Below are 23132 nucleotides of genomic sequence, written 5' to 3' on the forward strand. Positions count from 1 at the left end.
TCAATCCTCCAGGAGGAAATCGAAGACGGCGTAGGCGAGAAGCCCGAAGACAAGATCATAGAGCCCGAGCACCAGCAGCCACTTCGCCGCCGGCCAGTCGGCCCCGCCGACGGCCAGCAGCGGCGCGCAGCAGCGCGCCGCCGCGATCAGCGCCGGCACCAGCAGCGGCAGCGCGACGATCGGCACGATCAGGTCGCGCGAGCGGGTCCGGATCGCGAGCGCGGAGACGAGCGCGCCGACGACCGAGAGCGCGCCGTTGACGAGCGCCAGCACGACGATCAGCCCCGGCAGCGCGCTCCACGGCGACGGCCCCAGCAGCAGGATCGCGAACGCCGGCACCGCCACCAGCTCGACGAGCGTGAGGAACAGGAACAGCGCGGCGGACTTCGCGACGAACAGCGCCGTGCGGTCGATCGGCGCCAGCAGGACCGCGTCGAAGCCGCCCTCGGCCTCCTCGGAGACGAACAGCCGGTTGATCCCGAGGATCGCCGCGAACAGGATCGTCACGAGCAGCACGCCGGCCGCCAGCGAGCCCTCGACGGTGTCTCTGCCGAGGCCGAAGTGGAACAGCACGAACGTGACGATCGAGAACAGCACCATCGCCGGCACCGACTCCGGCGCGCGCCGCTCCAGCAGCAGGTCCTTGCGCAGCAGCGCCATCGTCGGGCGCATCGGCCGGCGTTGGCGGCTCATTGGTAGAGCGCCTCGACGGCGGTCACGTCGACCTCGGTGGCGGGCGCCAGCAGCGCCGGTCTGCCGTCGCGCAGGCCGAGCGCGAGGTCGGCCTCGGCCAGGCCGCCGGCCGGGTCGTGGCTGGTGATCACGCGCGTGCGGCCGCTGGCACGGCCGATCAGCGGCTCGATCAGCTCGGTCGCCGCCGGGTCGAGGTTCGCGCGCGGCTCGTCGAGCAGCAGCAGCGGCGGGTCGTGCAGGATCGCGCGGCAGACGGCGACGCGCTGCAGCAGTCCGCGCGAGAGCGTGCGGACGGGGTCGTCGGCGCGGCCGGTCAGGCGCGTCTGCACCAGCAGCTGCTCGACGCGCTCCTCGCCGAGCCGGTGCAGGCGCGCGTGGAAGCGCAGGTTCTCGCGCGCGCTGAGGTCGCGGTAGAGCAGCGCGTCGTGCGCCAGCAGCCCGACTCTGCCGCGCACCGCCCAGTCTCTTCTGGGCAGCTCCTCGCCGAGCACACGGACCTCGCCGCCGTGCGGACGCAACAGCGTCGCGAGCACGCGCAGCAGCGTCGACTTGCCGGCGCCGTTGGGGCCGAAGACGACGAGCGTCGCGCCGGCCTCGACCGTCACGGACACGTCGCGCAGCGCCCAGCGCTCGCCGTAGCGGCGGCCGACGTCGCGCAGCTCAATGACGGGCGCCGCGTCCACCTTCGCGATTCAGCTGCGCGACGACGTGCGACAGCGTCGGGGCGATCACGCCGAACAGCTGCGCGATCGCCTTCGGGCTGCCGGGGAAGTTGACGATCAGCGTGCGGCCGGCGATCCCGGAGACGCCGCGCGAGACCATCCCCATCGGCGTGTGTCTGAGCGACTCGGCGCGCAGCGCCTCCGCGAAGCCGGGCGCCTCGCGCTCGATCGCGTCGCGCGTCGCCTCGGGCGTGTGGTCGTCGGGCGTCATGCCGGTGCCGCCGGTCGTGAAGACGAGCGGCAGCCGCTCGCTCGCGTAGCCGCGCAGCAGCGAGGCGATCGCGGAGCGGTCGTCGGTGACGCGGTCGCGCGCGACGATCTCGCAGCCGGCCGCGGTCGCCTGGCGCTCCAGCTCCGCGCCGGAGAGGTCTTCGCCCTCGCCGCGGGCGAGCGTCGAGGAGATCGTCAGGATCGCCGTCTGCATCTACGCCTCGCGCCGCCACTCGCCGGAGCGCCCGCCGGACTTCTCCAGCAGCACAACCTCGGCGATCTCGACGCCCTTCTCAAGCGCCTTGACCATGTCGTAGACGGTCAGCGCGGCGACGCTCGCGGCCGTCAGCGCCTCCATCTCGACGCCGGTCTGCGCGCGCGTGCGGGCCTCGGCTCTCAGCACGATGCGGCCGCCGTCGGCGTCGACCTCGGCGACGACGTCGACGAACGACAGCGGCAGGCCGTGGCAGAGCGGGATCAGCTCCGAGGTCCGCTTGGCGGCCTGGATGCCGGCGATCCGCGCGGTCGAGATGACGTCGCCCTTCGGCGCGTTGCCGTCGCGCACGGCCGCGGCGGTCGCGGGCAGCATCCGCACGGTCGCGCGCGCCACCGCGCGGCGGTCGCTGACGGCCTTCTCGCCGACGTCGACCATCCGCGCGTTGCCCTCGTCGTCGATGTGCGTCAGCCCGCTCACCCGACCAGTCTGTCACTTCCCTGGCGCCGCGAGGCGGTTCGCTCACGCGGCCAGGGCGTGGCGGTGCGCGGCCTCGATCAGGCCGTCGCGCAGGCGTCGACCGGCGTCGCTCGCCTCCGGCAGTTCCGCGTGCCACTGCACGCCGACGGCGAACGGCAGGCGCGGGTCCTCGATCGCCTCGATCAAGCCGTCGCTGGAGACCGAGGCGACGGTGAGGCCGCGGCCGAGGCGGTCGACCGCCTGGTGATGGAGCGTCGGCACGGCCGCGCGGGCGCCCAGCATCCTGCGCGCGAGCGTCTGCGAGCGCGAGCCGATCGGGTGCGTGCCGGTGTCGTGCTGGTCGCCGCCGTGGCCCGAGATCTCGCTCAGGTCCTGGTGCAGCGAGCCGCCGCGGGCGATGTTGATCAGCTGGTGGCCGCGGCAGATCCCGAGCACCGGCATGCGCGTCGCGAGCGCCTCGCGCACGATCGCGACGTCCGTGCGGTCGGCCTCCAGCCGGGGGTTGCGCGCGGCGCGGATCGGCTGGCCGTACATCGCCGGGTGCACGTCGTGCTCGTCACCGCTCAGCACCAGCGCGTGGGCGGTCGCGAGCTGGCGCGCGGCGTCCTCGGGCCTGACGCGCCGCACGCGCACGTCAGCGCGGCTGAGCCAGTTCTCGTAGACCTCGGGCTGCTCGTCGCGCGCGACCAGCAGCACCAGCGGCGGCAGGTTCGCGGGCTGTAGCGCGGCGTAGGAGATGCGGAAGCGCTCACGCGCCCGCGTCAGCCGCTTGCGCGCGGCCTCGGGCGTCGTGCGCAGCAGGCGCGCGGCGTCGGTCGGGCCGAAGCCGGCGAACTGCAGCGTCACGAGCGCGCGGTCGCGCGGCTCCAGCTGCGCCAGCGCCGCCTCGATCGCGAGCCGCTCGTCGTGGTCCTCGACGGTCGCGGCGGCGGTCGTCTCGAGTCCGTCGAGCAGCGTCGCGTCGTCGAGCGGGCGGCGGGCGCGCAGCGCGTCGATCGCGGCGTTGCGCGCGACGCGGAACAGCCAGGCGCGCTGGCGTTCGGGCGAGATGTCGCGCGGTATGTGCTTCCAGGCCCGCAGGAAGACCTCCTGTGCGAGGTCCTCGGCGAGGCCGGCGTCGCCGACGTACCGGCGCAGGTGGCGCTCGATCGGGCGGCGGTGGGTGGTGATGAGGAGATCGAGATCCATGTCACCTGTGGAGACGGATGCGCGCGGCCGAAGCGGACACGCGCTCCGGCCGCCTCATGCCGGCGCGTGGGTCCGCTGCGCCGCGGCGATGATGTCGAGCACGGCCGGCTCGTCGTCGGCGCGGATCAGCTCGATCGGGTCGGGCGCCCCGTTGACGATCGACTCGAAGAAGTCCTTGCGCTCCTGATAGGTCGGCAACGTCGACTTCGCCCAGCCGCGCGCGTCGTTCAGCATCACGGCGAGGCGCGCGTAGTCCTCGCCGAACAGCTGCGAGATCTCGCGCTTCATCCGCTTCGCCAGCGCCGGCGAGGCGCCCGCGGTCGAGATCGCGATCGCGAGCGGGCCGGTCCGCACGATCGCGGGCAGGATGAAGTTGCACAATGGCGGCACGTCGACGACGTTGACGAGCATCGCGCGCTTCTCCGCGTCGTCGTAGACGCGGATGTTGACCTCGGAGTCGTTCGTGGCGGCGATCACCATGAACGTGCCCTCGAGGTCCGCCGGCTCGTATTCGCGCGCGATCCAACTGATCGAGCCCTCGTCGGCGAGCCGCTGCAGCTCGGGCTGCAGGTCCGGCGCCACGACCGTCACGTCGCCGTCGCAGGCGAGCAGTCCCTCGACCTTCTCGAGGCCGACGTCACCGCCGCCGACGACGAGGCTGCGGCGTCCTCTGAGCTTCAGGCACGCGATGTAGAACGGCGTGTCGAGCATGTCGCGGACGCAGGTCTGGTCGCAGATCCCCTTGCGGTACTGGCAGACGCATTCTTTGCCGCTGTAGGCCTGTGCTGGCATGCGATCCAGGGTACCCGCCCGCCGCCACCCGCTCGCGCCACCCGCCTGCGCCGGCATCCGTGCGCCGCGCTGCGAACCGTTGCGGGCGCTGCTTCGTACCCTCGGTACATGGACGCAATCGGGGTCTACGACGACGACGCGGCGATCCGTCGCGTCCACCGCGAGCAGATCGTCGCGCTGGCCGGCCCGCGCGCGCTGCTGATGCAGGCCGCTCACCCGGTCGCGTTCGCCGGCTTCTTCGCCCACACCGGCGCGATGGACGAGCCGTACGAGCGGCTGCACCGCACCGCGCTGGCGGTCAACCTCGTCGTCTTCGGACCGCGCGCGGAGGCCGAGCGCGTGACCGCGATCGTGCGCAGAGTGCACGGCGGGATCCGCGGCGAGCTGGAGCGGCCGGCCGGCCGCTTCCCCGCCGGCACGCCCTACGCCGCCGACGATCCGGCGCTGCTGCTGTGGATCCTCGCGACGCTCGTCGACTCGGGACTGACGGTCTACCAGCGCTACGTCGGCCCGCTCAGCCGCGACGAGCGCGACGCCTACTGGCGCGACTACCGCGTCTTCGGGCGCCTGTTCGGCCTGCGCGAGCGCGACATGCCCGCGACGATCGAGGGCTTCGACCAGTACATGCGCGGGATGCTGGACGGCGGCGACCTGCACGTCGGCGACGAGGCGCGCGCCCTGGCGATCGACATCGTGATGCGCCCACCCGTGCCGCTGCATGTGCGCCCGCTGCTGGAGTACGCCAACTTCGCCACCGTCGGCCTGCTGCCGAAGCAGATCCGCCGCCTCTACGGCTTCCGCTGGGACCCGGCCAGAGGTCTCGCGCTGCGCAGCGGCCAGGAGTACGCGCGGCGCGTGCTGGTGCCGCTGCTGCCGCACCGGCTGCGGTACGTCAGACCGCGGTTGCCAGCGGCCGTGTGAGCGGCCCGCTCACACGGCCGCTCTCATGGTGTCTTCCCCCGCGCTCTGCGAATCCGCTCGTGCCGCTCGCCGAGCGCTCTCTCGGTTCCGCTGGCGGTCCAGAAGCGCTGGCCGGCGACCGTGTCGGGCAGCAGTTCCTGCGGCGAGACATGGCCGGGGCGGTCGTGCGGGTAGTCGTAGCCCTCGCCGCGCCCGCCGGAGCGCAGCGGCACCGGCGGCGGCGCGGCGCCGTTGTCGCGCACGTGCTGGCGCGCCCGGCCGAGCGCTTTGTAGGCCGCGTTCGACTTCGGCGCCAGCGCGAGGTAGACGGCGCACTGCGCCAGCGCGTGCGCACCCTCCGGCAGCCCGATCAGCTCGACCGCGTGCGCCGTCGCGACCGCCACCTGCAGCGCCTGCGGATCCGCGTTGCCGATGTCCTCGCTGGCGAGGATCACCATCCGGCGCGTGATGAAGCGCGGGTCCTCGCCGCCCTCCAGCATCACCGCGAGGTAGTAGAGCGACGCGTCCGGGTCGGAGCCGCGCGTCGACTTGATCCAGGCCGAGATCGTGTCGTAGTGGTTGTCGCCGACGCGGTCGTAGTGGAGGATCCGTCTCTGCAGCGCCTCCTCGGCGTGCGCCAGCGTGACGACGCTCGCGGGCGCCGTCGTCGCGGCCAACTCGAGCGCGCTGAGCGCCGTGCGCGCATCGCCGGCGGCGCGCGCGACGAGCCATTCGACCGCGTCGTCGTCGACTCTCACGAGGCCCAGTTCGCCGCGCTCCAACGCCCGCAGCAGCAGCGTGCGGACGTCGTCGTCGCTCAGTCCGCGCAGCTCGTAGACGCGCGCCCGTGACAGCAGCGCGCCGTTGACCTCGTACGAGGGGTTCTCGGTCGTCGCGCCGATCAGCGTCACGAGCCCCTCCTCGACGGCCGGCAGCAGCGCATCCTGCTGCGCCTTGTTGAAGCGGTGGATCTCGTCGAGGAAGAAGACCGTGCGGCGACCGGTGCGGCGGCGCTGCTCGGCGCGCTCCATCACCGCGCGCACCTCCGGTCTGCCGGCCTGCACGGCGCTCAGCTCCTCGAAGACGGCGTCGGCGCTGTCGGCGACGATCCGCGCGAGCGTCGTCTTGCCGGTGCCGGGCGGGCCGTGCAGGATCATCGAATGCGGTCTGCCGGACTCGATCGCGCGCCGCAGCGGCGAGCCGTCGTGCAGCAGGTGGTCCTGGCCGACGTACTCGCCGAGCGTGCGCGGGCGCATCCGCGCCGCCAGCGGCGCGCCGGCCCGGACGGTCTCGGCGCTCGGTTCCGGCGGCTCGAACAGGGAGGACATCTGTCAAGTCTGCCGCACGCGCTCCTGCGCGGGCTCGCCGCGAAGCCGTAGCATCCGCAGGCGATGCCAGCCGACCTCCAGTCAGAGACGACCGAGCTGCTGCAGCGGCTCGTCCAGTTCGACACCGTCAACCCGCCCGGCAACGAGCGCGCCTGCCAGGAGTACCTCGCCGCCCACCTCGGCGCGGCCGGCTTCGAGGTCGAGCTGCTCGGCGCGGAGGAGGAGCGGCCGAACCTGATCGCGCGCCTGCGCGGCGAGGCCGAGGGCCCGACGCTGGCGTTCCTCGGCCATGTCGACACCGTCCTCGCCAACCCCGACGAGTGGGAGCACGACCCGTGGTCGGGCGCGCTCGCCGACGGCTTCCTGTGGGGCCGCGGAGCGCTCGACATGAAGTCGCAGGTCGCGGCCGAGGTCGCCGCCGCGGTGGCGCTCGCGCGCGACGGCTGGCGCCCCGCGAAGGGCGAGTTGCTGGTGATCTGCGTCGTCGACGAGGAGACCGGCGGTCGGCTCGGCGCGCAGTGGCTGACCGAGCACCACCCCGACAAGGTCCGCTGCGACTACCTCCTCAACGAGGGCGGCGGCGAGGTCTTCGAGTACCGCGGCAGACGCCGCTACGGCGTCTGCACGGCGGAGAAGGGCGTCTTCCGCTTCACGATCACGACCGCCGGCGTCGCCGGCCACGCGTCGCAGCCGAAGATGGGCGACAACGCGCTGCTGAAGCTGGCGCCGCTGCTGGAGCGGCTCGCGACGCGGCAGCCCTCCTACGAGCTGACCGAGGCGCCCGCGGCGTTCCTGCGCGGCCTCGGCGAGAACCCGGCCGACCCGGCCGCCGCGGTCGCGCGGATGGAGGCGACAGACCCGCGCCTGATCGCGATGTTCGAGCCGATGTTCGGCGTCACCTTCACGCCGACGAAGGTCTCCGCCTCGGAGAAGATCAACGTGATCCCGAGCCGTGCGGAGCTGAAGGTCGACTGCCGCGTCCCGCCGGGACTCGGTCAGGAGGCGGTCCGCAAGGCGATCGCCGAGGTGCTCGGCCCCGAGGACGGCTTCCGCATCAGCTTCGACGAGCAGGTCTCTGGCAACAGCTCGCCGATCGGCTCGCTCCTCCGGGAGGCCATCAACGGCTGGATCTCCTCGCAGGACCCGGCCGCCTCGACGGTGCCGCTGATCCTGCCCGGCTTCACCGACTCGCGCCACTTCCGCGCCGCGTTCCCCGACTGCGTCGCGTACGGCTTCTTCCCGCAGCTGCACCAGACCCGCTTCGAGACCGCTCCGCTGGTGCACAGCGCGAACGAGCGGATCGACGTGCGCGACCTCGGCTTCGCGGCGACGTTCTACCGCGACGTGGCGAGGGAACTGTTGAGATAAGTGGCCACGCGCGAGCGGCTCGCCCCCGACACCTTCCGGCTCCCGGTGCAGCGCATCCGCGACGGCTACTACTCCGACGCGTACTTCGTCTCGACCAAGCGCCTGCTCGAGGACGACGACCACCACCCGCAGGTGCTGCTGCAGGTGTTCCAGAAGCGCGAGTCGCTGCTGGGCGGGATCGACGAGGCGATCGCGATCCTCAAGCTCTGCGCCGGCCGGCGCGCGCCCGACGGCGCCTGGATCCCCGGCTGGGACGAGCTGGAGGTGCACGCGCTGCACGAGGGCGACCGGATCGAGCCACGCGAGACGGTCATGACGATCGCCGGCGACTACACGCTGGTCGCGCACCTGGAGACCGTCTACCTCGGCACGCTCGCGCGCCGTTCGCTGATCATGCGCAACGTGCGCGAGGTCGTCGAGGCGGCGCGCGGCAAGCAGATCTTCTACTTCCCCGCGCGCCACGACCACTGGCTCGTGCAGACCGGCGACGGCTGGGCCGCGCACGTCGCCGGCGCGATCGGCGTCTCGACCGAGGCGCAGGCGTCGTGGTGGGGCGGGCGCGGGATCGGGACCGTGCCGCACGGGCTGATCGCCGCGTACGGCGGCGACACGGTGCTGGCCGCGACGAAGTTCGCCGACCGCTACCACCCGGACGTCAACGTGACCGTGCTGGTCGACTGGGAGAACGACTCCGTCGGCACCGCGCTGAAGGTCGCGGAAGCGCTCGGCGGCCGCCTCTGGGGCGTGCGGCTGGACACCGGCGAGCAGCTCGTCGACCGCTCGCTGTGGGAGGAGATGGGCGACTTCAGACCGACCGGCGTCAACCCGCGGCTGGTCGAGAAGGTCCGCGCGGCGCTCGACGCGGCCGGCTTCGGCGCGGTGCGGATCGTCGCCTCCGGCGGTTTCGACGCCGAGCGGATCCGCGCCTTCGAGGCGTCCGGCGTGCCGGTCGACGCCTACGGCGTCGGCTCGTCGCTGATCCGCGGGCAGAACGACTTCACCGCCGACGTCGTGCGCGTCGACGGGCGGCCGTGCGCGAAGGTCGGCCGCGGCGAGCGGCCCAACCCGCGGCTGGAGCGGGTCGGCTAGGGCACGGTCGCGCCCGGCGGGGCGCGCTCGGCACGGCCCGCTGCTCGCTATGCTCCGCCGCGCATGCTCGGCCGCATCGACCACATCGGGGTCGCCGTCGAAGACCTCGACGCCGCCCTCGAGACCTACGCCAACGGACTGAAGATGCCCGTCGTGCACCGCGAGATCGTCGCGGAGCAGGGCGTCGAGGCGATCCTGCTCGACGTCGGCGAGGGCCACGTCGAGCTGCTCGCGCCGCTGGGGCCCGACACGCCCGTCGGCAAGTACCTCGCCAAGAAGGGCCCTGGGCTGCACCACGTGGCCTACCAGGTGCAGGACATCGAGGCGACGCTCGCGTCGCTGAAGGCGTCCGGCATGCGCTTGATCGACGAGACGCCCCGCATCGGCATCCGCGGCTCGAAGGTCGCCTTCGTGCACCCCGCGGCGACCGGCGGCGTGCTGAGCGAGATCGTCCAACCCGCGGAGGGACACTGATGGCAGCCGAGGAACAGCGGATCACGATCGGCTTCCGGGGGCAGACGCTCCCGGTGCGCGCCACGCCCGACGCGGTCTCCGACCTGCTCGGAGCGCTCGGCGGCGACGCCAAGGGCTGGTACGACATGAAGACGGCCGACGGCTCGATCTTCCTCGACCTCGGCAAGGTCGAGTACGTGCGCACCGACGCGCAGGAGCAGCGCGTCGGCTTCGGGCTCTCCTGAGCCCGCAGCCGCCGGCAGAGCTGTCCGCGATGGTGACGTTCCCCGCTCCGCTGCAGGCGCTCGACCTCGCCGGTCTGCGCCTCACGCGCACGCTCGGCCACACGCCTGCGCTGGAGCGGGCTGTGCGCGGCTACTCGCAGCTGGGCCAGTACGCGTCCGGGTGGCTCGCGATCGGTGCCGCCGGCGTCGTGCTGGACCGCCGACGGCGCGGCCGCTGGGCGAGAGCGGTCACCGGCGTCGGCGCGGCGTACGTCGCCAACCAGGCGATCAAGTTCACCGTCCGGCGGCCGCGCCCGCAGCTGGAGGATCTGCCGCAGCTGACGCAGCCGCCGACGCAGCTCAGCTTCCCCAGCGCGCACGCGACCTCGTCGTTCGCGGCCGCGCAGGCATATGCGGGACTGCTGCCGGCGCGACCGCTGCTGCTGGCGGCGTTCGCGATGGCGGGCTCGCGGCTGTACCTCGGCGTGCACTGGCCGTCGGACATCGTCATCGGAGCCGCGCTCGGCACGGCGATCGGCAAGGGAGCACGCACATGAAGGTCGGGATCGTCGGCATGCCGAACGCGGGCAAGTCCTCGCTCTTCAACGCGCTCACGCGCGCTGGGGCGGAGGCGGCCAACTACCCGTTCACGACGATCGAGCCGAACGTCGCGGTCGTGCCGGTCGTCGACGAGCGGATCGACGCGCTCGCGCAGATGCTGGGCTCGTCGGAGACGGTCCATGACACGGTCGACTTCCACGACATCGCCGGGCTCGTGAGAGGCGCGCACGAGGGCGAGGGGCTCGGCAACCAGTTCCTCGCGAACATCCGCGAGACCGACGCGATCATCCACGTCGTGCGGGCGCACAACGACGACAACGTGATCCACCCCGAGGGCCGTGTCGACCCGCTCGCCGACATCGACACGATCGAGACCGAGCTGATCTTCGCCGACCTCGAGCAGGCCGAGCGCCGCCACGGCCGCGTCGTGCGCGCAGCGCGCGGCGGCGACAAGGTCGCGATCGCCGAGGAGGCGTGGCTGGCCGCGCTGATCGAGGCGCTGCAGGCGGGCAGACCGGCGCGCACGGTGCCGGCGCCGGAGGACGCGCCGAACGCGATCAAGGAGCTGCAGCCGCTGACGGCGAAGCCGGTCCTGTTCGTCGCCAACGTCGACGAGGGCACCGACGAGGTGCCGCCCGCGATCCTCGCGCACGCCGAGGCGCACGCCGCGAAGGCGGTCGCGATCTCCTCGCGGATCGAGGCGGAGCTGTCCGAGCTCGACGACGAGGAGGCGGCGATCATGCGCGCCGAGCTGGGGATCTCCGAGTCGGGCCTGCAGCGGATCGTCCGCGGCGCCTTCGACCTGCTCAACCTGAACGCCTTCTTCACCGTCGGCAGCGGCGTGCGCGCCCAGTCATGGCACCTGCGCAGAGGCCTCACCGCCTGGCACGCCGCCGGCGAGATCCACTCGGACATACAGAGAGGATTCGTCCGTGCCGAGGTGATCAACTGGAGAGAGCTGATCGACGCTGGCGGCTACAACGCCGCCAGAGAACGCGGCACGCTCAGAGTCGAAGGCCGCGACTACGTGATGCAGGACGGCGACGTGATCACCGTCAAGTTCACGCCGTAGAACCAGGCAGACGCCACGGAGCGAATCCGTGCGCGTGAGGGCGTGTTCGCGACGATTTCGCGTCAGAGCTGCGACGGGTCTGACACGTCGCGCAGGCGTCTGGCGAGTCTGTTCATGCCGAGCGCCGCTGCCGCGGCGGCGCCGCCGGCGAGGTCGACCGGGGCGTCGGCGGGGAGGGCGACGTCGATCCGCTGCAGCGTCGCGATTGCGAGGTAGTCGCGCAGCTCGTCGGCCTGCTCGCGCAGCGCTCTCGCGACGCGCGGTCTCTCGCCGTCGGGGTTGGCCAGCGCCGCCTCCAGCGAGCCGTGGCGGCGCAGCAGGTCCGCGGCGCCCTTCTCGCCGATCCCTCTCGCGCCCGGCAGCCCGTCGGACGGGTCGCCGCGCAGCGCGATGAAGTCGGGCACGAGCGCAGGCGGGATGCCGTAGCGCTGCTCGACGGCCGCCGGCGTCATCGGCTCGAACCCTCTGACGCCGGTCTTCAGGTAGAGCACCGTGACCGTGTCGGTCGCGCACTGGAACATGTCGCGGTCGCCGGTCATCAGCAGCGCGCCGCCGCCCGCGTCGACCTCGCTCAGCGCGAACGAGTGCAGCAGGTCGTCGGCCTCCAGTTCGCTCGTGCCCGCGAGCGTCCAGCCGAAGCCCTCGAACAGCTCGCCCGAGCGCGCGAACTGCTGCGCGAGCCCCTCGGGCACCGGCGGACGGTTCGCGTGGTAGCCGCCGTAGCGCTCGACGCGGTATCTCGCGGCCTCGGCACCGTTGCAGATCACGACCGCGCGCGGAGCGTGGTCGGCGACGATCCGCAGGATCGCGTTCGTCGCGCCCAGCAGCGCGTTGACCGGCATCCCGCCCGCGCCGCGGATCGAGTCGGGCAGCGCGAACCAGGCGCGGTAGAGCAGCGACGGCGCGTCGACGGCGAGCAGCGGAGCGGGCATGCGGCGCAGCCTATCGCCCTCGGAACTAGCCTTGCGACCCCTGCACAGTGGCGAGAGGAGACCAGTGATCACGCTCAACGGCATCGACGAGATCAAGGCTCGCGTCGGGCAGGAGCTGGGCGTCAGCGAGTGGCATGAGGTGACGCAGGAGGCGGTCGACAGATTCGCTGAGGTCACCGGCGACCATCAGTGGATCCATGTCGATCCGGCGAGAGCGGCGCAGACGCCGTTCGGCGGGACGATCGCGCACGGCTACTACACGCTCTCGCTCGCGCCGAGCTTCTCCTACCAGCTGTATACGGTCACGGGCGTAGCGTTCGCGCTCAACTACGGGCTCAACAAGGTCCGCTTCCCCGCGCCGCTGCCGGTCGGCTCGAGAGTTCGCATGCGTGCGACGATCGCCTCCGTCGAGGACATCCCCGGCGGCATCCAGCTGGCGACGGCGCTGACGTTCGAGCGCGACGGCGGCGAGAAGCCCGTTTGCGTCGCCGAGACGCTGGCGCGCATCTACGCGGGCTGACGCCGTTTGCAAACGGGCGGCCCGTGTTACGTTGGGACGATGGCCGCCCACCGCCGCGCCTCAGATCTGTTCGTCGAATGCCTCGAGGCCGAGGGCGTCGAGTACGTCTTCGGGATCCCCGGAGAGGAGACGCTCGACCTGAACGAATCGCTGGAGGACTCCTCCGTCGCGTTCGTTCCCGTGCGCCACGAGCAGGGCGGCGCCTACATGGCCGACATGTACGGCCGTCTCACCGGCCGCGCCGGCGTCTGCCTCGGCACGCTCGGCCCCGGCGCGACGAACCTGATCACCGCTGTCGCCGACGCCTATCTCGATCGCGCGCCGCTGGTCGCGCTGACCGGCCAGGCCGACGTCGAGCGGATGCACAAGGAGTCGCACCAGTACATCGACCTGGTGCAGATCCTCAGACCGGTCGTGAAGTGGAACGCGCGCGTGTCGAGCCCGGACATCGTCCCCGAGGTGGTGCGCAAGGCGTTCAAGCTGGCGGAGGCGGAGAAGCCCGGCGCGACGCACCTGGAGCTGCCGGAGGACGTGATGATGGCGCCCGTCGACGACAGCGACGTCGCCGCCTCCACGCCGCTGCCGCGCCAGCAGCCGGTCCGGACGGAGCCGCGCGCCCGCGACCTGCTGCGCGCCGCCGAGATCATCCGCAGCGCGAAGCGGCCGGTCGCGCTCGCCGGCAACGGCGTCGTGCGCGGCGGTGCGGCGCCCGCGCTGCGCGAGTTCGCGCGCGCGACCGGGATCAAGGTCGCCGAGACGTTCATGGCGAAGGGCGTGATCGACGACGAGTCGCCGCTCGCGCTCGGCACGGTCGGGCTGCAGGCGCGCGACTACGCGCTCGCCGGCTTCGAGGACGCCGACGTCGTGATCGCGATCGGCTACGACCTCGTCGAGCACGCGCCCAAGCACTGGAACCCCGTGCGCGACAAGCAGATCGTCGTGATCGACACGGTGCCGGCCGAGATCGACGCCAACTTCGTGCCCGACGTCGAGCTGATCGGCGACATCTACGGCGTGCTGGCGCGGCTGGCGGACGAGTGCCGCGACACGCTCCACGCGGGCGGCTCGCAGCAGCTGCGCGAGCTGGTGCGCGGCCACCTGCAGGGCGCCTCCTCCGACGACAGCTTTCCCGCCCATCCGCCGCGCGCGCTGCTGGAGATCCGCCGCGCGATGGGGCGCGACGACATCCTGATCTCCGACGTCGGCCTGCACAAGCTGTGGATCGGGCGGATGTTCCCCGCGCACGAGCCGAACACGGTGATGATCGCCAACGGCCTCGCCGGGATGGGCTTCGCGGTTCCGAGCGCGATCGGGGCGAAGCTGGTCCACCCCGAACGCAAGGTCGTCACCGTCAGCGGCGACGGCGGCTTCCTGATGAACTGCCAGGAGCTGGAGACGGCGAAGCGGCTCAGAACCCCGTTCGTCAACGTGATCTGGGAGAACCGCCAGTACGGTTCGATCGTCTGGAAGCAGGACAAGAAGTTCGGCCGCCACTTCGGCGTCGACTTCACCAACCCCGACTTCGTCAAGCTGGCCGAGGCGTTCGGCCTGCCGGGCTGGCGCGCGGAGTCGATCGACGACTTCGCCGCGCGTTTCCAGCACGCGCTGACGCTCGACGTCCCGTCCGTGCTGGTGCTGCCGATCGACTACTCGCCCGACGTGGCGCTGACGCAGCAGCTCGGGACCGAGACCGTCGCGACCTGACCTGATGGCCGCTCTGACCCGGCGCCAGCTGCTGGCACGCGGCGCTGGGGCCGGCGCCGCGGCGGCCGCGCTGCTGCTCGACGCGAGCCGCGCGGCAGCGCAGGAGGCGCCGCCGGCCGCCCCGCCGCCCCCGACGCAGCCGGCCGCCGTCCCCCCGCCGCCTGCGGTCGCGCTCCCCAGCGAGCGCATGCTCAAGGGCGTCTCGCTGATCGGCGACGTCAACCCCTACGACGACTCGCTCGGTGTACGTCCGTACCTGCTCGGCGGTGCGCGACCGACCGAGGTCGTCACGTTCTGGATCATCTGGCCGGAGGTGCAGCCGCACCGGCCCGAGCCGCAGACGCTCGCGGCGTCGTTTGCGCAGCTGAGCGATCCGGCCGGTCCGGCGGCCGCGAAGATCGCCGCGCTGGACGCGCAGATCGCGCAGGCCAACGCCGACGGCCGCCGCGTCGGACTGACGCTCTACCAGGCGTTCGCGGACTGGGCGCACCCGGGCATCGGCTGCCTGAACCCGGCGATGGAGCAAGGGCAGGGCGGGCCGGGCCTGCCGGGCCAGGGACGGCTCGGCAACGGCAGCTACGTCCCCGACGACCGTTCCGAGGACGGTCCGTGGGCGTGGTTTGTCGCCTGGTGCTGCGCGCGCTGGGCCGACACCGGCGGCGAGAGAACGCCGGGACCGGGCCGCGCCGGCGCCGTCGCCGGCAACCCGCAGGGCGCGCGGCTGGACTGGCTGCAGCCGCTGAACGAGCCGAACCTCGCCTGGTGGCCGCAGCTCGACGACCGCTATCCGGACGGCACGATCGTCTCCGCGGTCGCCGAGATGATGCGCAGCGCCGCGGCCGTCGCCGCCCGCTACCGCAACGGCGAGGCGTTGCCGCGCGGGCCCGAGCTGCTGATGCCGAACACCGCCGACGTCGTCGCCGACGACAGCGATCACGGCACGCCGTGGCGCGCCTTCACGCGCGAGCTGGTGGCGCAGCTGGCCGGCTGGCAGCCGCCGACGCCGGTCGGCTGGTCGCAGCACAACTACGGCGACGTCAAGTACGGCCCGCAGCAGGAGGGCCCTGGCAGAGGGTTGTGGCGGGCGCAGGAGGCGATCGAGCTGCTGCGCACCGGCGGCTGGCCCGACCCGGCGCTGTGGCTGACCGAGGGCGGCTACCAGTTCGGCGTCAGCGAGACGGCGCCGGACGTCTACGTCGTCGATCCCGCCAAGACCGCCGGCGACGACGCGAAGGACGCGTTCGCCGAGCAGGTCGCGAAGCTGGCGGAGAACTGGACCGCGATGGCCCAGCTCCCCGTCCGCCTCTGGAGTCAGTACCTCGTCAACGACAAGGATGTGCGCTTCCAGAGCAGCCTGCGCGGCCCGGTGCGCACAGCGCCCGACGGCACCAGAGTGCCGTTCGACCCACCGTACCCGGCCTACGCGCTGTGGCCGACGCTCGGCGCGTGAGGCGTCAGCCTCATGCCCCGCTGCCGCGCGCGATTCTGCGCAGGTCCAGCGCCTCGGCGAGCGTCTCCTCGCTGACGCCCTGCTCGATCGCGACCTCGCGCAGCAGCCGGCCGGACGCGGCCGCCTCCTTGACGATGTCGGCAGCCTTGTCGTAGCCGATGTAGGGATTGAGCGCGGTCGCGACCGCCAGCGTCGACTCGGCGGAGCGCTCACAGCCCGGGAGGTTCGCCTCGATCCCGTCGACGCACTTCTCCGCGAACAGCCTCGAGGCGTTCGCCAGCAGGCTGATCGACTGCAGCAGGTTGCGCGCGATCAGCGGGATCCGCACGTTCAGCTCGAACTGGCCCTGCAGGCCGCCGATCGTGATCGCAGTGTCGTTGCCGATCACCTGCGCGCTGACCTGCAGCACGACCTCCGGCATCACCGGGTTGACCTTGCCCGGCATGATCGAGGAGCCCTTCTGCAGCTCCGGCAGGTACAGCTCGCCGATGCCGGCGCGGGGGCCGGAGCCCATCAGCGCGAGGTCGCCGGCGATCTTCGTCAGCGAGACCGCGATCACCTTCAGGGCGCCCGACAGCTCGACGAGCGCGTCGCGCGCGCCCTGCGCCTCGAACGGATCCTCCGGCGGGCTGACCTGCAGGTTGCTGCTCTGCGCGAGCTTGCTGCGCACGCGCGCGGCGAACTCGGGGTGCGTGTTGAGGCCGGTGCCGGTCGCGGTGCCGCCGAGCGGGACCTGGCCGACCTGCGAGAGCGCGTTGCGCACGCGCCGCGCGCCGAGGTGGACTTGTGCGGCGTAGCCGCTGAACTCCTGCCCCAGTGTCACCGGCACGGCGTCCATCAGGTGCGTGCGGCCGGACTTGACGACGTCCTGGAACGCGGCGGACTTCGCCTCCAGCGACGCCTCCAGCTGGCGCAGCGCCGGCAGCAGCGTGTTGGTCGCCTCGTCGAGCGCGGCGAGGTGGACGGCCGTCGGGAAGACGTCGTTGGACGACTGGCCCATGTTGACGTGGTCGTTCGCGTGCGCGCCATCGCCGGCGAGCTTCGCGATCACCTCGTTCGCGTTCATGTTCGTCGAGGTGCCCGAGCCCGTCTGGAAGACGTCGATCGGGAACTGCGCGTCGTGCTTGCCGGCGGCGATCTCGTCGCCGGCGGCCGCGATCCGCTCCGCGATCGCGGGGTCGAGCAGGCCGAGCTCGCCGTTGACGCGCGCCGCCGCCGCCTTGATGCGGCCGAGCCAGCGCACGACCGGGATCGGCACGCGCTCACCGGAGACGGGGAAGTTCGCGACGGCCTTGTCCGTCTCGCCGCCCCACAGCTGCTCCTGCTCCTGCACGCCCATGAAACCTCCGCCTCGTCAAGAATCTCGTGTTCGGGAACTGCGCCTGCGAACGCTACTCCCGCGGCACCGTCCGTGGCCGCTGATACCGCGCGCACGTGAACCAGAGGGTCAGCCGCAGAACGAGATCAGCTCGCGCGCGAGGCCCACTGGATCGTCGTAGGCCATCAGGAAGCCGGTCGCCGACAGCACCCGCAGCTGGCCGTCCGGCAGCAGGTCGAGCGCCTCTCTCGCCGCCCTCAGCGGGTGCGCCGGATCGCGGTCGGCCCACAGCAGCAGCGTCGGCGCGACGATCTCGGGATAGGCGTCGAGCAGCTGGCGCTGCGGCTCGCTCGGCCAGCGCCGCGCGAAGCGCGCCCAGGCGCGGGCGCGGTTGCCGTTGCCGGCGACGTCCATGAAGGCGTGGCGCAGCAGGTCGCGCGCGGCCGGGTTGCGCTGCACCGACAGCCGCTCGCCGATCGACGGGCGGAAGACGAAGGTGGCGCCGCGTGCCAGCACGCGGTCGAGCCCCGGCACGGCGGCCGCCTTGCAGGCGGCGCGCCACAGCGCTCGCTGCGTGCGCTGCTCGTCGGGACGGTGCAGCCGGTTGGGCATCAGCACGAGCCGGCGCGGCGTCAGCAGGCCGCAGGCGACGGCGCGCAGCGCCAGTTCGGCGCCGACGTCGTGCCCGCCGACGAGCGGCCGCGGCCCGACCGTCTCGGCGCAGAAGCCGGCGATCACCTCCGCGAACCAGTCCGGCGTGTAGGGGTGGCGCGGGCGGTCCTCGCTGTCGCCGTGCAGCGGGAGGTCCGGCAGCACGAGGCGGAAGCGCGTCGAGAGCGACTCGACGACCGGCTCCCACTCGCGGTGCGAGAGGCCGAGCGAGTGCAGCAGCACGAGCCCGGGCCCGGTGCCCGACTCGCGGTAGGCGACGCGCGTGCCGTCGCTGTGGTGGTACAGCCGCAGCCTCATCCGCTGGCTCTTCCGGCCGCCATCCCGCGCTCCACCTCGGACCGCACGGCGGACGCTTCGGCCTGGAACGCGATCGCCTGCTGCAGTCGCTGCACCAGCTCTCCCTGCGTGCCGCCCGTTGGGCCGGCGCCGCGTTGCGCCGCGCCGATCAGGAAGCCGAGCTCGTATGCCGCCCGCGCGTCACGATCGCTGCGCGCGGTCAGCGCGTCGGCGACGGCGACGAAGGTGATGCCGAGGTTCTGCAACTCGGCGTCGTCCTCGGCGCGGTCTATGCAGGTCGACAGCAGCGTGCCGTCGGACAGCCGCGCGCGGTCCGGCGCGCCGCGCAGGACCTGCAGCACCTCGGGCCTGCCGGCCTGCAGGCAGGCCTGCGGAAGCGGCTCCTCCGCGCCGCAGCCTGCAAAGATGACTGGCGTGGAGAGGACCGCGAAGACGGCCGTGCAGGCGCGGGCAGTGGCGACTCGTCGCACTGCCAGCATCCTGTCAGGTCGCACGCTCTGCATCACCTTCTGTCCCGGAGGTTGTGCAAAACCTCCGCATCGCTACGCACTGGGGGCGAAACGGGCACAAATGCAGCCATGCCTTTGCAGATGCACGGGATGAACTCTCGTCCACTGGGTCTTTCGACCTCGCAGGCAGCGCGCGAGCTCGGTGTCTCACTTGGCACGGTGCGTCGTTGGTCGGACATGGGATATCTCCAGTCCTACCGCACGCCCGGCGGCCAGCGGCGCTTCAGCGTCGAGCACATCGAGCAGTTCGTGCGTTCGCTGCAGCAGAACGGCGTCGCTTCGCGCGAAGAGCGCGGCCAGACGTCGTTCCAGCAGCGCGCCGCGGGGTAGCAAGCCGAGCCGGACAGGGGGCACCGGTCGCTCAGAGCGCGTCAGCCGCAGGCTTGGCGCGCTTTCGTCGTGCTCAGGTCGCCGCGGCTTCGTTGATCCGCCGCTCGAGGTCGAGCTCGCGGCCGAAGTCGGCTGCGTCCGCGTGGCGGTACGTGATGTCGCTGCCCGCCAGCAGCTCCGCGAGGATCTCGACGTATCTGCCGTCCAGCTGCGTCCCGCTGACGCGCCGCAGCTCGGTCAGCGCCTCGAACGAGCTGACGGGGGTGCGGTAGGTGTCGTGCGCGGTGAGCGTGTCGTAGACCTCGGCGACGGCGATGATCTTCGCCGCCTCCGGGATTCTGTCCGCCTTCAGCCGGTCCGGGTATCCGCGGCCGTCGATCCGCTCGTGGTGGGCGTGGACGATCTCGGCGACCGGGCCGTAGAGGCCGAGGTCACGCAGCATGTCGGCGCCCAGCTCCGGGTGGCGGCGGATCGCGGTCCAGTCCTCGTCGTTCAGCACGCGGCCGCGCTCCGCGACGCGGTCCGACAGCGCGAAGTGGCCGATGTCGTGCAGCAGCCCGGCGGTGTGGACCAGCTCGCACTCCTGCGGTCCCATGCCCGAGGCTCTCGCGATGTCGCGCGAGAAGGCGGCGACCGCGGCGGCATGGCGCGCGGCGCGCGGATCGCGGATGTCGAGCGTGCGCAGCAGACCTGACAGGACGCCCCAGGACAGCGAGGCGTACTGGCGGCTGCGGTGGCGGGCCGTCGCGACGAGGTTGGCCATGTAGCCGAAGGCGACGAGCGAGATGACGGCGAAGACGCTGCCGGCGGTGCCGAGCTCGACGATCAGGCCGGCGGCCGCGAGCGCGAGCGGGACGTTGATCGCGAGCGACACCAGCAGCGCTCTCGACGCGCCGACGACGACGGAGCGGAACGTCACGCCGTCGACCGTGCGCAGGCACGCGAGGAACAGCAGGTTCAGCACCAGCACGAGCATCGCGGCGAGCGCGAGCGCGAGGAAGAAGCCGGGCGACGCGTCGTCGCCCGGCTCCAGCGCCTCGAAGACAGTTCCTGCGATCAGCATCGGGCCGCCGCCGCCGAGCAGGTTGACCGGCACGCTCTCCAGCCGGTAACGCTCGACGAGCCAGCTGATGACCTCGGCTATCGCGATGATCGCGAAGGCCGCGGCCGGCCCGAAGAAGGCGATCGCGAGTATCCCGGCGAGCGCTGCTCCGGAGAGCGAGACGCGCTCAGCGTCCGTGTAGGCGTCGAACAGGTTCGCGAAGACCGCGCTGAGCGCGAGCACCACGAACAACCAGTCCAGCCGAGAGACATCGGCGACAGCGACCGCCCAAACGATGCAAAGGAGCGCGCCGACCACTCCCGTGCCTCTGACGAGTTCGACACGCGTGAGTCGCCACCCTCGTGCGGGACGCATGCCGACAACCGTAACGACCAGCGCGGTTCGTTACGACGGTTGCAAGGACTTCGACTACTTCTGACGCCAGATCATCGCGACCCTCCTTCAAGACTCGGTGCTCCCAAACCGGCCCCGGCGCGCCCCCGTGGCGCCCCCGGCCCGCTGCACTTGTGCTCCTGACGATAGAGGACGAATGGAGCTTTTGCAGCATTTGAGCGCCAAAACTTGTGCAATGTTGCGCGTACCGCTGCAGGTATGGGTGTCAGACGCCGACCTTGTGTCGTGATGCGCTATCTGAAGACGAGCGAGGCTGCGGCGTTGCTGAACGTCAGCCCGAACACGCTGCGCGCCTGGGAACGCCGCTTCGGCTTCCCGCGTCCGCAGCGCTCGCCGGGCCGTCACCGCCTCTACACGCACGGGGAGATCGCCGCGCTGCGCGACGCGCTGCTCGACGGTCTCTCGATCTCGTCTGCCGTCTCACGCGCACGTGAAGGTCTGGGCGCTGACACCAACGCGCTCGTCGGCGCGCTGAACGCGTTCGACACCGCTCGCGCCGACGCCGCGCTCGAGGGCGCGCTCGCGCTGCGCTCGCTCGACCGCGCCGTGCAGGAGGTGCTGCTGACCGCGCTCGACGAGGTCGCGCGCCGCCACGGCACCGACTCCGTCCAGTGGGCGTACGCCGCGCGCTGGGGCAACAGCTGGCTGAGCCGCGCCCAGCGGCTCGTGTCGCCGTCGATCCAGTCGGTCTCGGTCGTGCTCGGCGACGCCTCGCGCGACGACCTCGATCCCGACGCCGCCTACATCCGCGCGCTCGAGCTGCTGCTCGCCCGCTCCGGCGCGACCGTGCTGGGCCTGTCCGTGCGCGGCGTCTCGAACATGTCGGAGGCGCTCTCGGCCCACCGGCCCGACGCGGTCGTGATCGCGGGCGGGGCGCTGGCGGACGACGCCGTCGCACGCTGGGCCTACGCCGTGCGGCTCGCCACCGGCCCGCTGCCCGTCGCCGTCTTCCGCCGCGGCTCGCAGCGCCAGCGCGTGCGCACGACCGGCGCGGCGATCCTGCCGAGCACGCCCGGCGAGGCGGCGCGGCACCTGATGGAGATGGCCAGCCACTCGATCTCGAACCCGACCACGACGCGTACCACGGCGCCGCGACTGCTCGCGGACGGCGCCTAGGACGCGAACGTCATGGGCAAGGAGGCCTCACAGCGATGACCGGCTCACCAGACCGCTCGGCGCGCGCGCTCCTGCGGCTCGTCCCCTCGACGGCCGAGGACGCCTGTCCGTCCCAGTGGTTCTGCGGTCATTGCGGCTCGCCGCCACCGAACAACCAGACGCCCGCGCCGCCGGCGCGCGTCTGCGGCGAGTGTGGCCTCGGCCTGCTGCTGGAGGCGCGCGCGGACGCCGTCCCGCGCCCCAACGACGCGTTCCTGATCGTCGACGGCTCGCTCGCCGTCTGCGCGCTCTCGGCCGAGAGCGAGAAGCTGCTCGCGGTCGCCGAGACCGACGTCATCAACCGTCCCGTGACGGAGCTGCTGACGCCGGCCGATGCCGAGGCGTCCGCGCCGGAGAGCCTCGCCTCCGCGATCATGTGGGCCGCGCGCGGCGAGGACGAGCCGACGCGCGTGATGGTGCGCCCGGCGAACGTCTTCGGCGTGCGCATGCCGCTGCGCGTCGGCGCCTGCGGTCCGCCGCGCGCCGCGCTGCTCGTGCTCGAGTAGCGCCCGACTTGCAGGACGAAGCGTGCGCTTTGCTGCACGTTTCGTTGCGAAACTTGCGCAAGGGCGCGCCAGCGGCGATAACGGTCTCGCGATGAGCGGAATTCGGACCAATGCAGCCGCGGTGATGCTCGGGGTCAGCCCCAACACGCTGCGCAGCTGGGAGCGGCGCTTCGGCTACCCCTCGCCGGCACGCACCTCGGGCGGCCACCGGCAGTACGAGCTGCACGAGATCGAGGCGCTCAAGCAGGCCTTCGACGAGACCCACAATGTCTCCTCGGCGATCGCGCTCGCGCGCCAGCGCGGCGTCGGCCTGCCGTCGTCCAACCGCCTCGGCGTGGCGCTCAGCCGCTTCGAGGAGGACAAGGCGGCGCAGTTGCTGGAGGAGAGCCTCGCGCTGCGCTCGCTCGAGCGCACGATCCAGGAGGTCCTGCTGCCGGCCGTCGCCGAGCTGCGGATCGACGAGGCCGGCCAGGCCGAGTACGAGTTCGCCTGGCGCTTCGCGACCGGCTGGATGTCCGCGCTGCGACGGGTCGCCCCCGCCGCCACGCGCGAGCAGGCGGTGCTCGTCTTCGACTCCTCCGTCCCGTGCGACGTCGAGGCGCTGCAGGTCCAGGCGCTGGAGCTGATGCTGCGTCGCGTCGGTCTGCGCACGCTCGTGCTGACGTCCGGGCTCGACCCCGCCAGGCTCGGCCGCGCGATGCGCGCGCTGCGCCCGTGCGCGCTCGTGCTCGGCGGCAGACGCGCGTCGCTGGACACGATCGGGCGGCTCGTCTACGCCGTCCGCAGCGCCGAGCGCGCGCTGGAGGTCTTCGACTTCGGCGGCGCGCTGCCCGACACCGGTGCCAGCACCGTGCGCCGCCTCGGGTCGCTGCCGATGACGGCCAGCGAGACGCTGCTGGAGCGCATCAACGCGCGCCCGGCGGAGCACGCCGCGCAGGCGCCCGAGCCGCTCGCCCCGCGGCGCACGCTGCTGTCGATCTGAGCGCACG

26 protein-coding genes are annotated in these 23132 nt (G+C 72.4%); 14 read left to right on the plus strand and 12 right to left on the minus strand.

The window, feature by feature from the left end:
• From Q7L65_RS14005 to Q7L65_RS14030, 6 genes are read right to left on the minus strand one after another with little or no spacing between them, the layout of a single operon-like run.
• On the minus strand, positions 1 to 693 hold the full coding sequence (locus tag Q7L65_RS14005) for a heme exporter protein CcmB (RefSeq protein ID WP_304722048.1): 693 nt from the start codon (positions 691 to 693) through the stop codon (positions 1 to 3).
• Positions 690 to 1376, minus strand: a complete 687-nt coding sequence (locus tag Q7L65_RS14010) for an ATP-binding cassette domain-containing protein (RefSeq protein WP_304722049.1) — start codon at positions 1374 to 1376, stop codon at positions 690 to 692. Before Q7L65_RS14010 ends, Q7L65_RS14005 begins: the two co-directional genes overlap by 4 nt.
• Positions 1354 to 1839, minus strand: coding sequence for a molybdenum cofactor biosynthesis protein B (locus tag Q7L65_RS14015; RefSeq protein ID WP_304722051.1), 486 nt, complete (start codon positions 1837 to 1839; stop codon positions 1354 to 1356). Before Q7L65_RS14015 ends, Q7L65_RS14010 begins: the two co-directional genes overlap by 23 nt.
• Complete coding sequence (moaC, locus tag Q7L65_RS14020; protein WP_304722052.1) at positions 1840 to 2319, minus strand: cyclic pyranopterin monophosphate synthase MoaC; 480 nt, start codon at positions 2317 to 2319, stop codon at positions 1840 to 1842. It abuts the gene before it with no gap.
• Between the two features lie 42 nt (positions 2320 to 2361).
• Positions 2362 to 3507 (minus strand): sigma-70 family RNA polymerase sigma factor, encoded by a 1146-nt coding sequence (locus Q7L65_RS14025; RefSeq protein ID WP_304722055.1) that lies wholly within the window; start codon positions 3505 to 3507, stop codon positions 2362 to 2364.
• Between the two features lie 54 nt (positions 3508 to 3561).
• Entirely contained in the window at positions 3562 to 4299 is a 738-nt protein-coding gene (locus Q7L65_RS14030) for a bifunctional precorrin-2 dehydrogenase/sirohydrochlorin ferrochelatase (protein ID WP_304722056.1), read from the minus strand.
• A gap of 108 nt (positions 4300 to 4407) precedes the next feature.
• Here Q7L65_RS14030 and Q7L65_RS14035 point away from each other — a divergent pair, with 108 nt between their 5' ends.
• On the plus strand, positions 4408 to 5220 hold the full coding sequence (locus Q7L65_RS14035) for an oxygenase MpaB family protein (protein WP_304722058.1): 813 nt from the start codon (positions 4408 to 4410) through the stop codon (positions 5218 to 5220).
• Positions 5221 to 5243: 23 nt separating this feature from the next.
• Here the strand turns inward: Q7L65_RS14035 and Q7L65_RS14040 are convergent, their stop codons facing one another.
• Positions 5244 to 6527 (minus strand): replication-associated recombination protein A, encoded by a 1284-nt coding sequence (locus tag Q7L65_RS14040; RefSeq protein ID WP_304722059.1) that lies wholly within the window; start codon positions 6525 to 6527, stop codon positions 5244 to 5246.
• 63 nt (positions 6528 to 6590) lie between these two features.
• Here Q7L65_RS14040 and Q7L65_RS14045 point away from each other — a divergent pair, with 63 nt between their 5' ends.
• From Q7L65_RS14045 to ychF, 6 genes are all read left to right on the plus strand, one after another.
• A complete protein-coding gene (locus Q7L65_RS14045) occupies positions 6591 to 7895 on the plus strand; it encodes a M20/M25/M40 family metallo-hydrolase (protein WP_304722061.1) in 1305 nt (434 codons plus the stop codon).
• A complete protein-coding gene (locus Q7L65_RS14050; RefSeq protein ID WP_304722063.1) occupies positions 7896 to 8984 on the plus strand; it encodes a quinolinate phosphoribosyl transferase in 1089 nt (362 codons plus the stop codon).
• A 63-nt stretch (positions 8985 to 9047) separates the two neighbouring features.
• On the plus strand, positions 9048 to 9458 hold the full coding sequence (gene mce / locus Q7L65_RS14055; RefSeq protein ID WP_304722065.1) for a methylmalonyl-CoA epimerase: 411 nt from the start codon (positions 9048 to 9050) through the stop codon (positions 9456 to 9458).
• Positions 9458 to 9682 carry a hypothetical protein gene (locus Q7L65_RS14060; RefSeq protein ID WP_304722067.1) on the plus strand — a complete coding sequence of 75 codons (225 nt, stop codon included), beginning with the start codon at positions 9458 to 9460 and terminating at the stop codon, positions 9680 to 9682. The genes mce and Q7L65_RS14060 overlap by 1 nt, the downstream gene beginning before the upstream one ends.
• A 29-nt stretch (positions 9683 to 9711) precedes the next feature.
• Complete coding sequence (locus Q7L65_RS14065) at positions 9712 to 10218, plus strand: phosphatase PAP2 family protein (RefSeq protein ID WP_304722070.1); 507 nt, start codon at positions 9712 to 9714, stop codon at positions 10216 to 10218.
• On the plus strand, positions 10215 to 11294 hold the full coding sequence (gene ychF / locus Q7L65_RS14070) for a redox-regulated ATPase YchF (RefSeq protein WP_304722071.1): 1080 nt from the start codon (positions 10215 to 10217) through the stop codon (positions 11292 to 11294). The genes Q7L65_RS14065 and ychF overlap by 4 nt, the downstream gene beginning before the upstream one ends.
• A 62-nt stretch (positions 11295 to 11356) precedes the next feature.
• Here ychF and Q7L65_RS14075 read toward each other — a convergent pair whose 3' ends face one another.
• A complete protein-coding gene (locus tag Q7L65_RS14075) occupies positions 11357 to 12226 on the minus strand; it encodes a 5'-3' exonuclease (RefSeq protein WP_304722072.1) in 870 nt (289 codons plus the stop codon).
• Between the two features lie 64 nt (positions 12227 to 12290).
• Between Q7L65_RS14075 and Q7L65_RS14080 the strand changes: the two genes are divergently transcribed.
• Genes Q7L65_RS14080 through Q7L65_RS14090 form a run of 3 tightly spaced genes read left to right on the plus strand, consistent with a single transcriptional unit; the run spans position 12291 to position 15900 of the window.
• Entirely contained in the window at positions 12291 to 12746 is a 456-nt protein-coding gene (locus tag Q7L65_RS14080) for a MaoC family dehydratase (protein ID WP_304722073.1), read from the plus strand.
• Between the two features lie 39 nt (positions 12747 to 12785).
• Positions 12786 to 14450 (plus strand): acetolactate synthase large subunit, encoded by a 1665-nt coding sequence (locus Q7L65_RS14085; protein WP_304722074.1) that lies wholly within the window; start codon positions 12786 to 12788, stop codon positions 14448 to 14450.
• A 4-nt stretch (positions 14451 to 14454) separates the two neighbouring features.
• Positions 14455 to 15900 carry a hypothetical protein gene (locus tag Q7L65_RS14090; protein WP_304722075.1) on the plus strand — a complete coding sequence of 482 codons (1446 nt, stop codon included), beginning with the start codon at positions 14455 to 14457 and terminating at the stop codon, positions 15898 to 15900.
• A 10-nt stretch (positions 15901 to 15910) separates the two neighbouring features.
• Here Q7L65_RS14090 and Q7L65_RS14095 read toward each other — a convergent pair whose 3' ends face one another.
• From Q7L65_RS14095 to Q7L65_RS14105, 3 genes are all read right to left on the minus strand, one after another.
• On the minus strand, positions 15911 to 17239 hold the full coding sequence (locus tag Q7L65_RS14095) for a lyase family protein (protein ID WP_304722077.1): 1329 nt from the start codon (positions 17237 to 17239) through the stop codon (positions 15911 to 15913).
• A gap of 108 nt (positions 17240 to 17347) precedes the next feature.
• Positions 17348 to 18187 carry an alpha/beta fold hydrolase gene (locus tag Q7L65_RS14100; protein ID WP_304722079.1) on the minus strand — a complete coding sequence of 280 codons (840 nt, stop codon included), beginning with the start codon at positions 18185 to 18187 and terminating at the stop codon, positions 17348 to 17350.
• The gene (locus Q7L65_RS14105; protein ID WP_304722080.1) at positions 18184 to 18657 is read right to left on the minus strand and encodes a hypothetical protein; all 474 of its coding nucleotides are present in this window, start codon (positions 18655 to 18657) and stop codon (positions 18184 to 18186) included. Before Q7L65_RS14105 ends, Q7L65_RS14100 begins: the two co-directional genes overlap by 4 nt.
• A 129-nt stretch (positions 18658 to 18786) precedes the next feature.
• Here Q7L65_RS14105 and Q7L65_RS14110 point away from each other — a divergent pair, with 129 nt between their 5' ends.
• Positions 18787 to 19026, plus strand: coding sequence for a helix-turn-helix domain-containing protein (locus tag Q7L65_RS14110; protein ID WP_304722099.1), 240 nt, complete (start codon positions 18787 to 18789; stop codon positions 19024 to 19026).
• A gap of 73 nt (positions 19027 to 19099) precedes the next feature.
• Here Q7L65_RS14110 and Q7L65_RS14115 read toward each other — a convergent pair whose 3' ends face one another.
• Positions 19100 to 20314, minus strand: coding sequence for an HD-GYP domain-containing protein (locus Q7L65_RS14115; RefSeq protein ID WP_304722100.1), 1215 nt, complete (start codon positions 20312 to 20314; stop codon positions 19100 to 19102).
• 396 nt (positions 20315 to 20710) lie between these two features.
• Here Q7L65_RS14115 and Q7L65_RS14120 point away from each other — a divergent pair, with 396 nt between their 5' ends.
• The 3 genes from Q7L65_RS14120 to Q7L65_RS14130 all read left to right on the plus strand — a co-directional run bounded on the left by Q7L65_RS14120 (position 20711) and on the right by Q7L65_RS14130 (position 23125).
• Complete coding sequence (locus Q7L65_RS14120; RefSeq protein WP_304722082.1) at positions 20711 to 21598, plus strand: MerR family DNA-binding transcriptional regulator; 888 nt, start codon at positions 20711 to 20713, stop codon at positions 21596 to 21598.
• Between the two features lie 35 nt (positions 21599 to 21633).
• The gene (locus tag Q7L65_RS14125) at positions 21634 to 22143 is read left to right on the plus strand and encodes a hypothetical protein (RefSeq protein WP_304722084.1); all 510 of its coding nucleotides are present in this window, start codon (positions 21634 to 21636) and stop codon (positions 22141 to 22143) included.
• A 91-nt stretch (positions 22144 to 22234) separates the two neighbouring features.
• Entirely contained in the window at positions 22235 to 23125 is an 891-nt protein-coding gene (locus tag Q7L65_RS14130; RefSeq protein WP_304722086.1) for a MerR family transcriptional regulator, read from the plus strand.
• Positions 23126 to 23132: the final 7 nt, after the last annotated feature.

Origin of the sequence: Conexibacter sp. CPCC 206217, assembly GCF_030646165.1 — a bacterium.
Taxonomy (GTDB): Bacteria; Actinomycetota; Thermoleophilia; order Solirubrobacterales; family Solirubrobacteraceae; genus Conexibacter.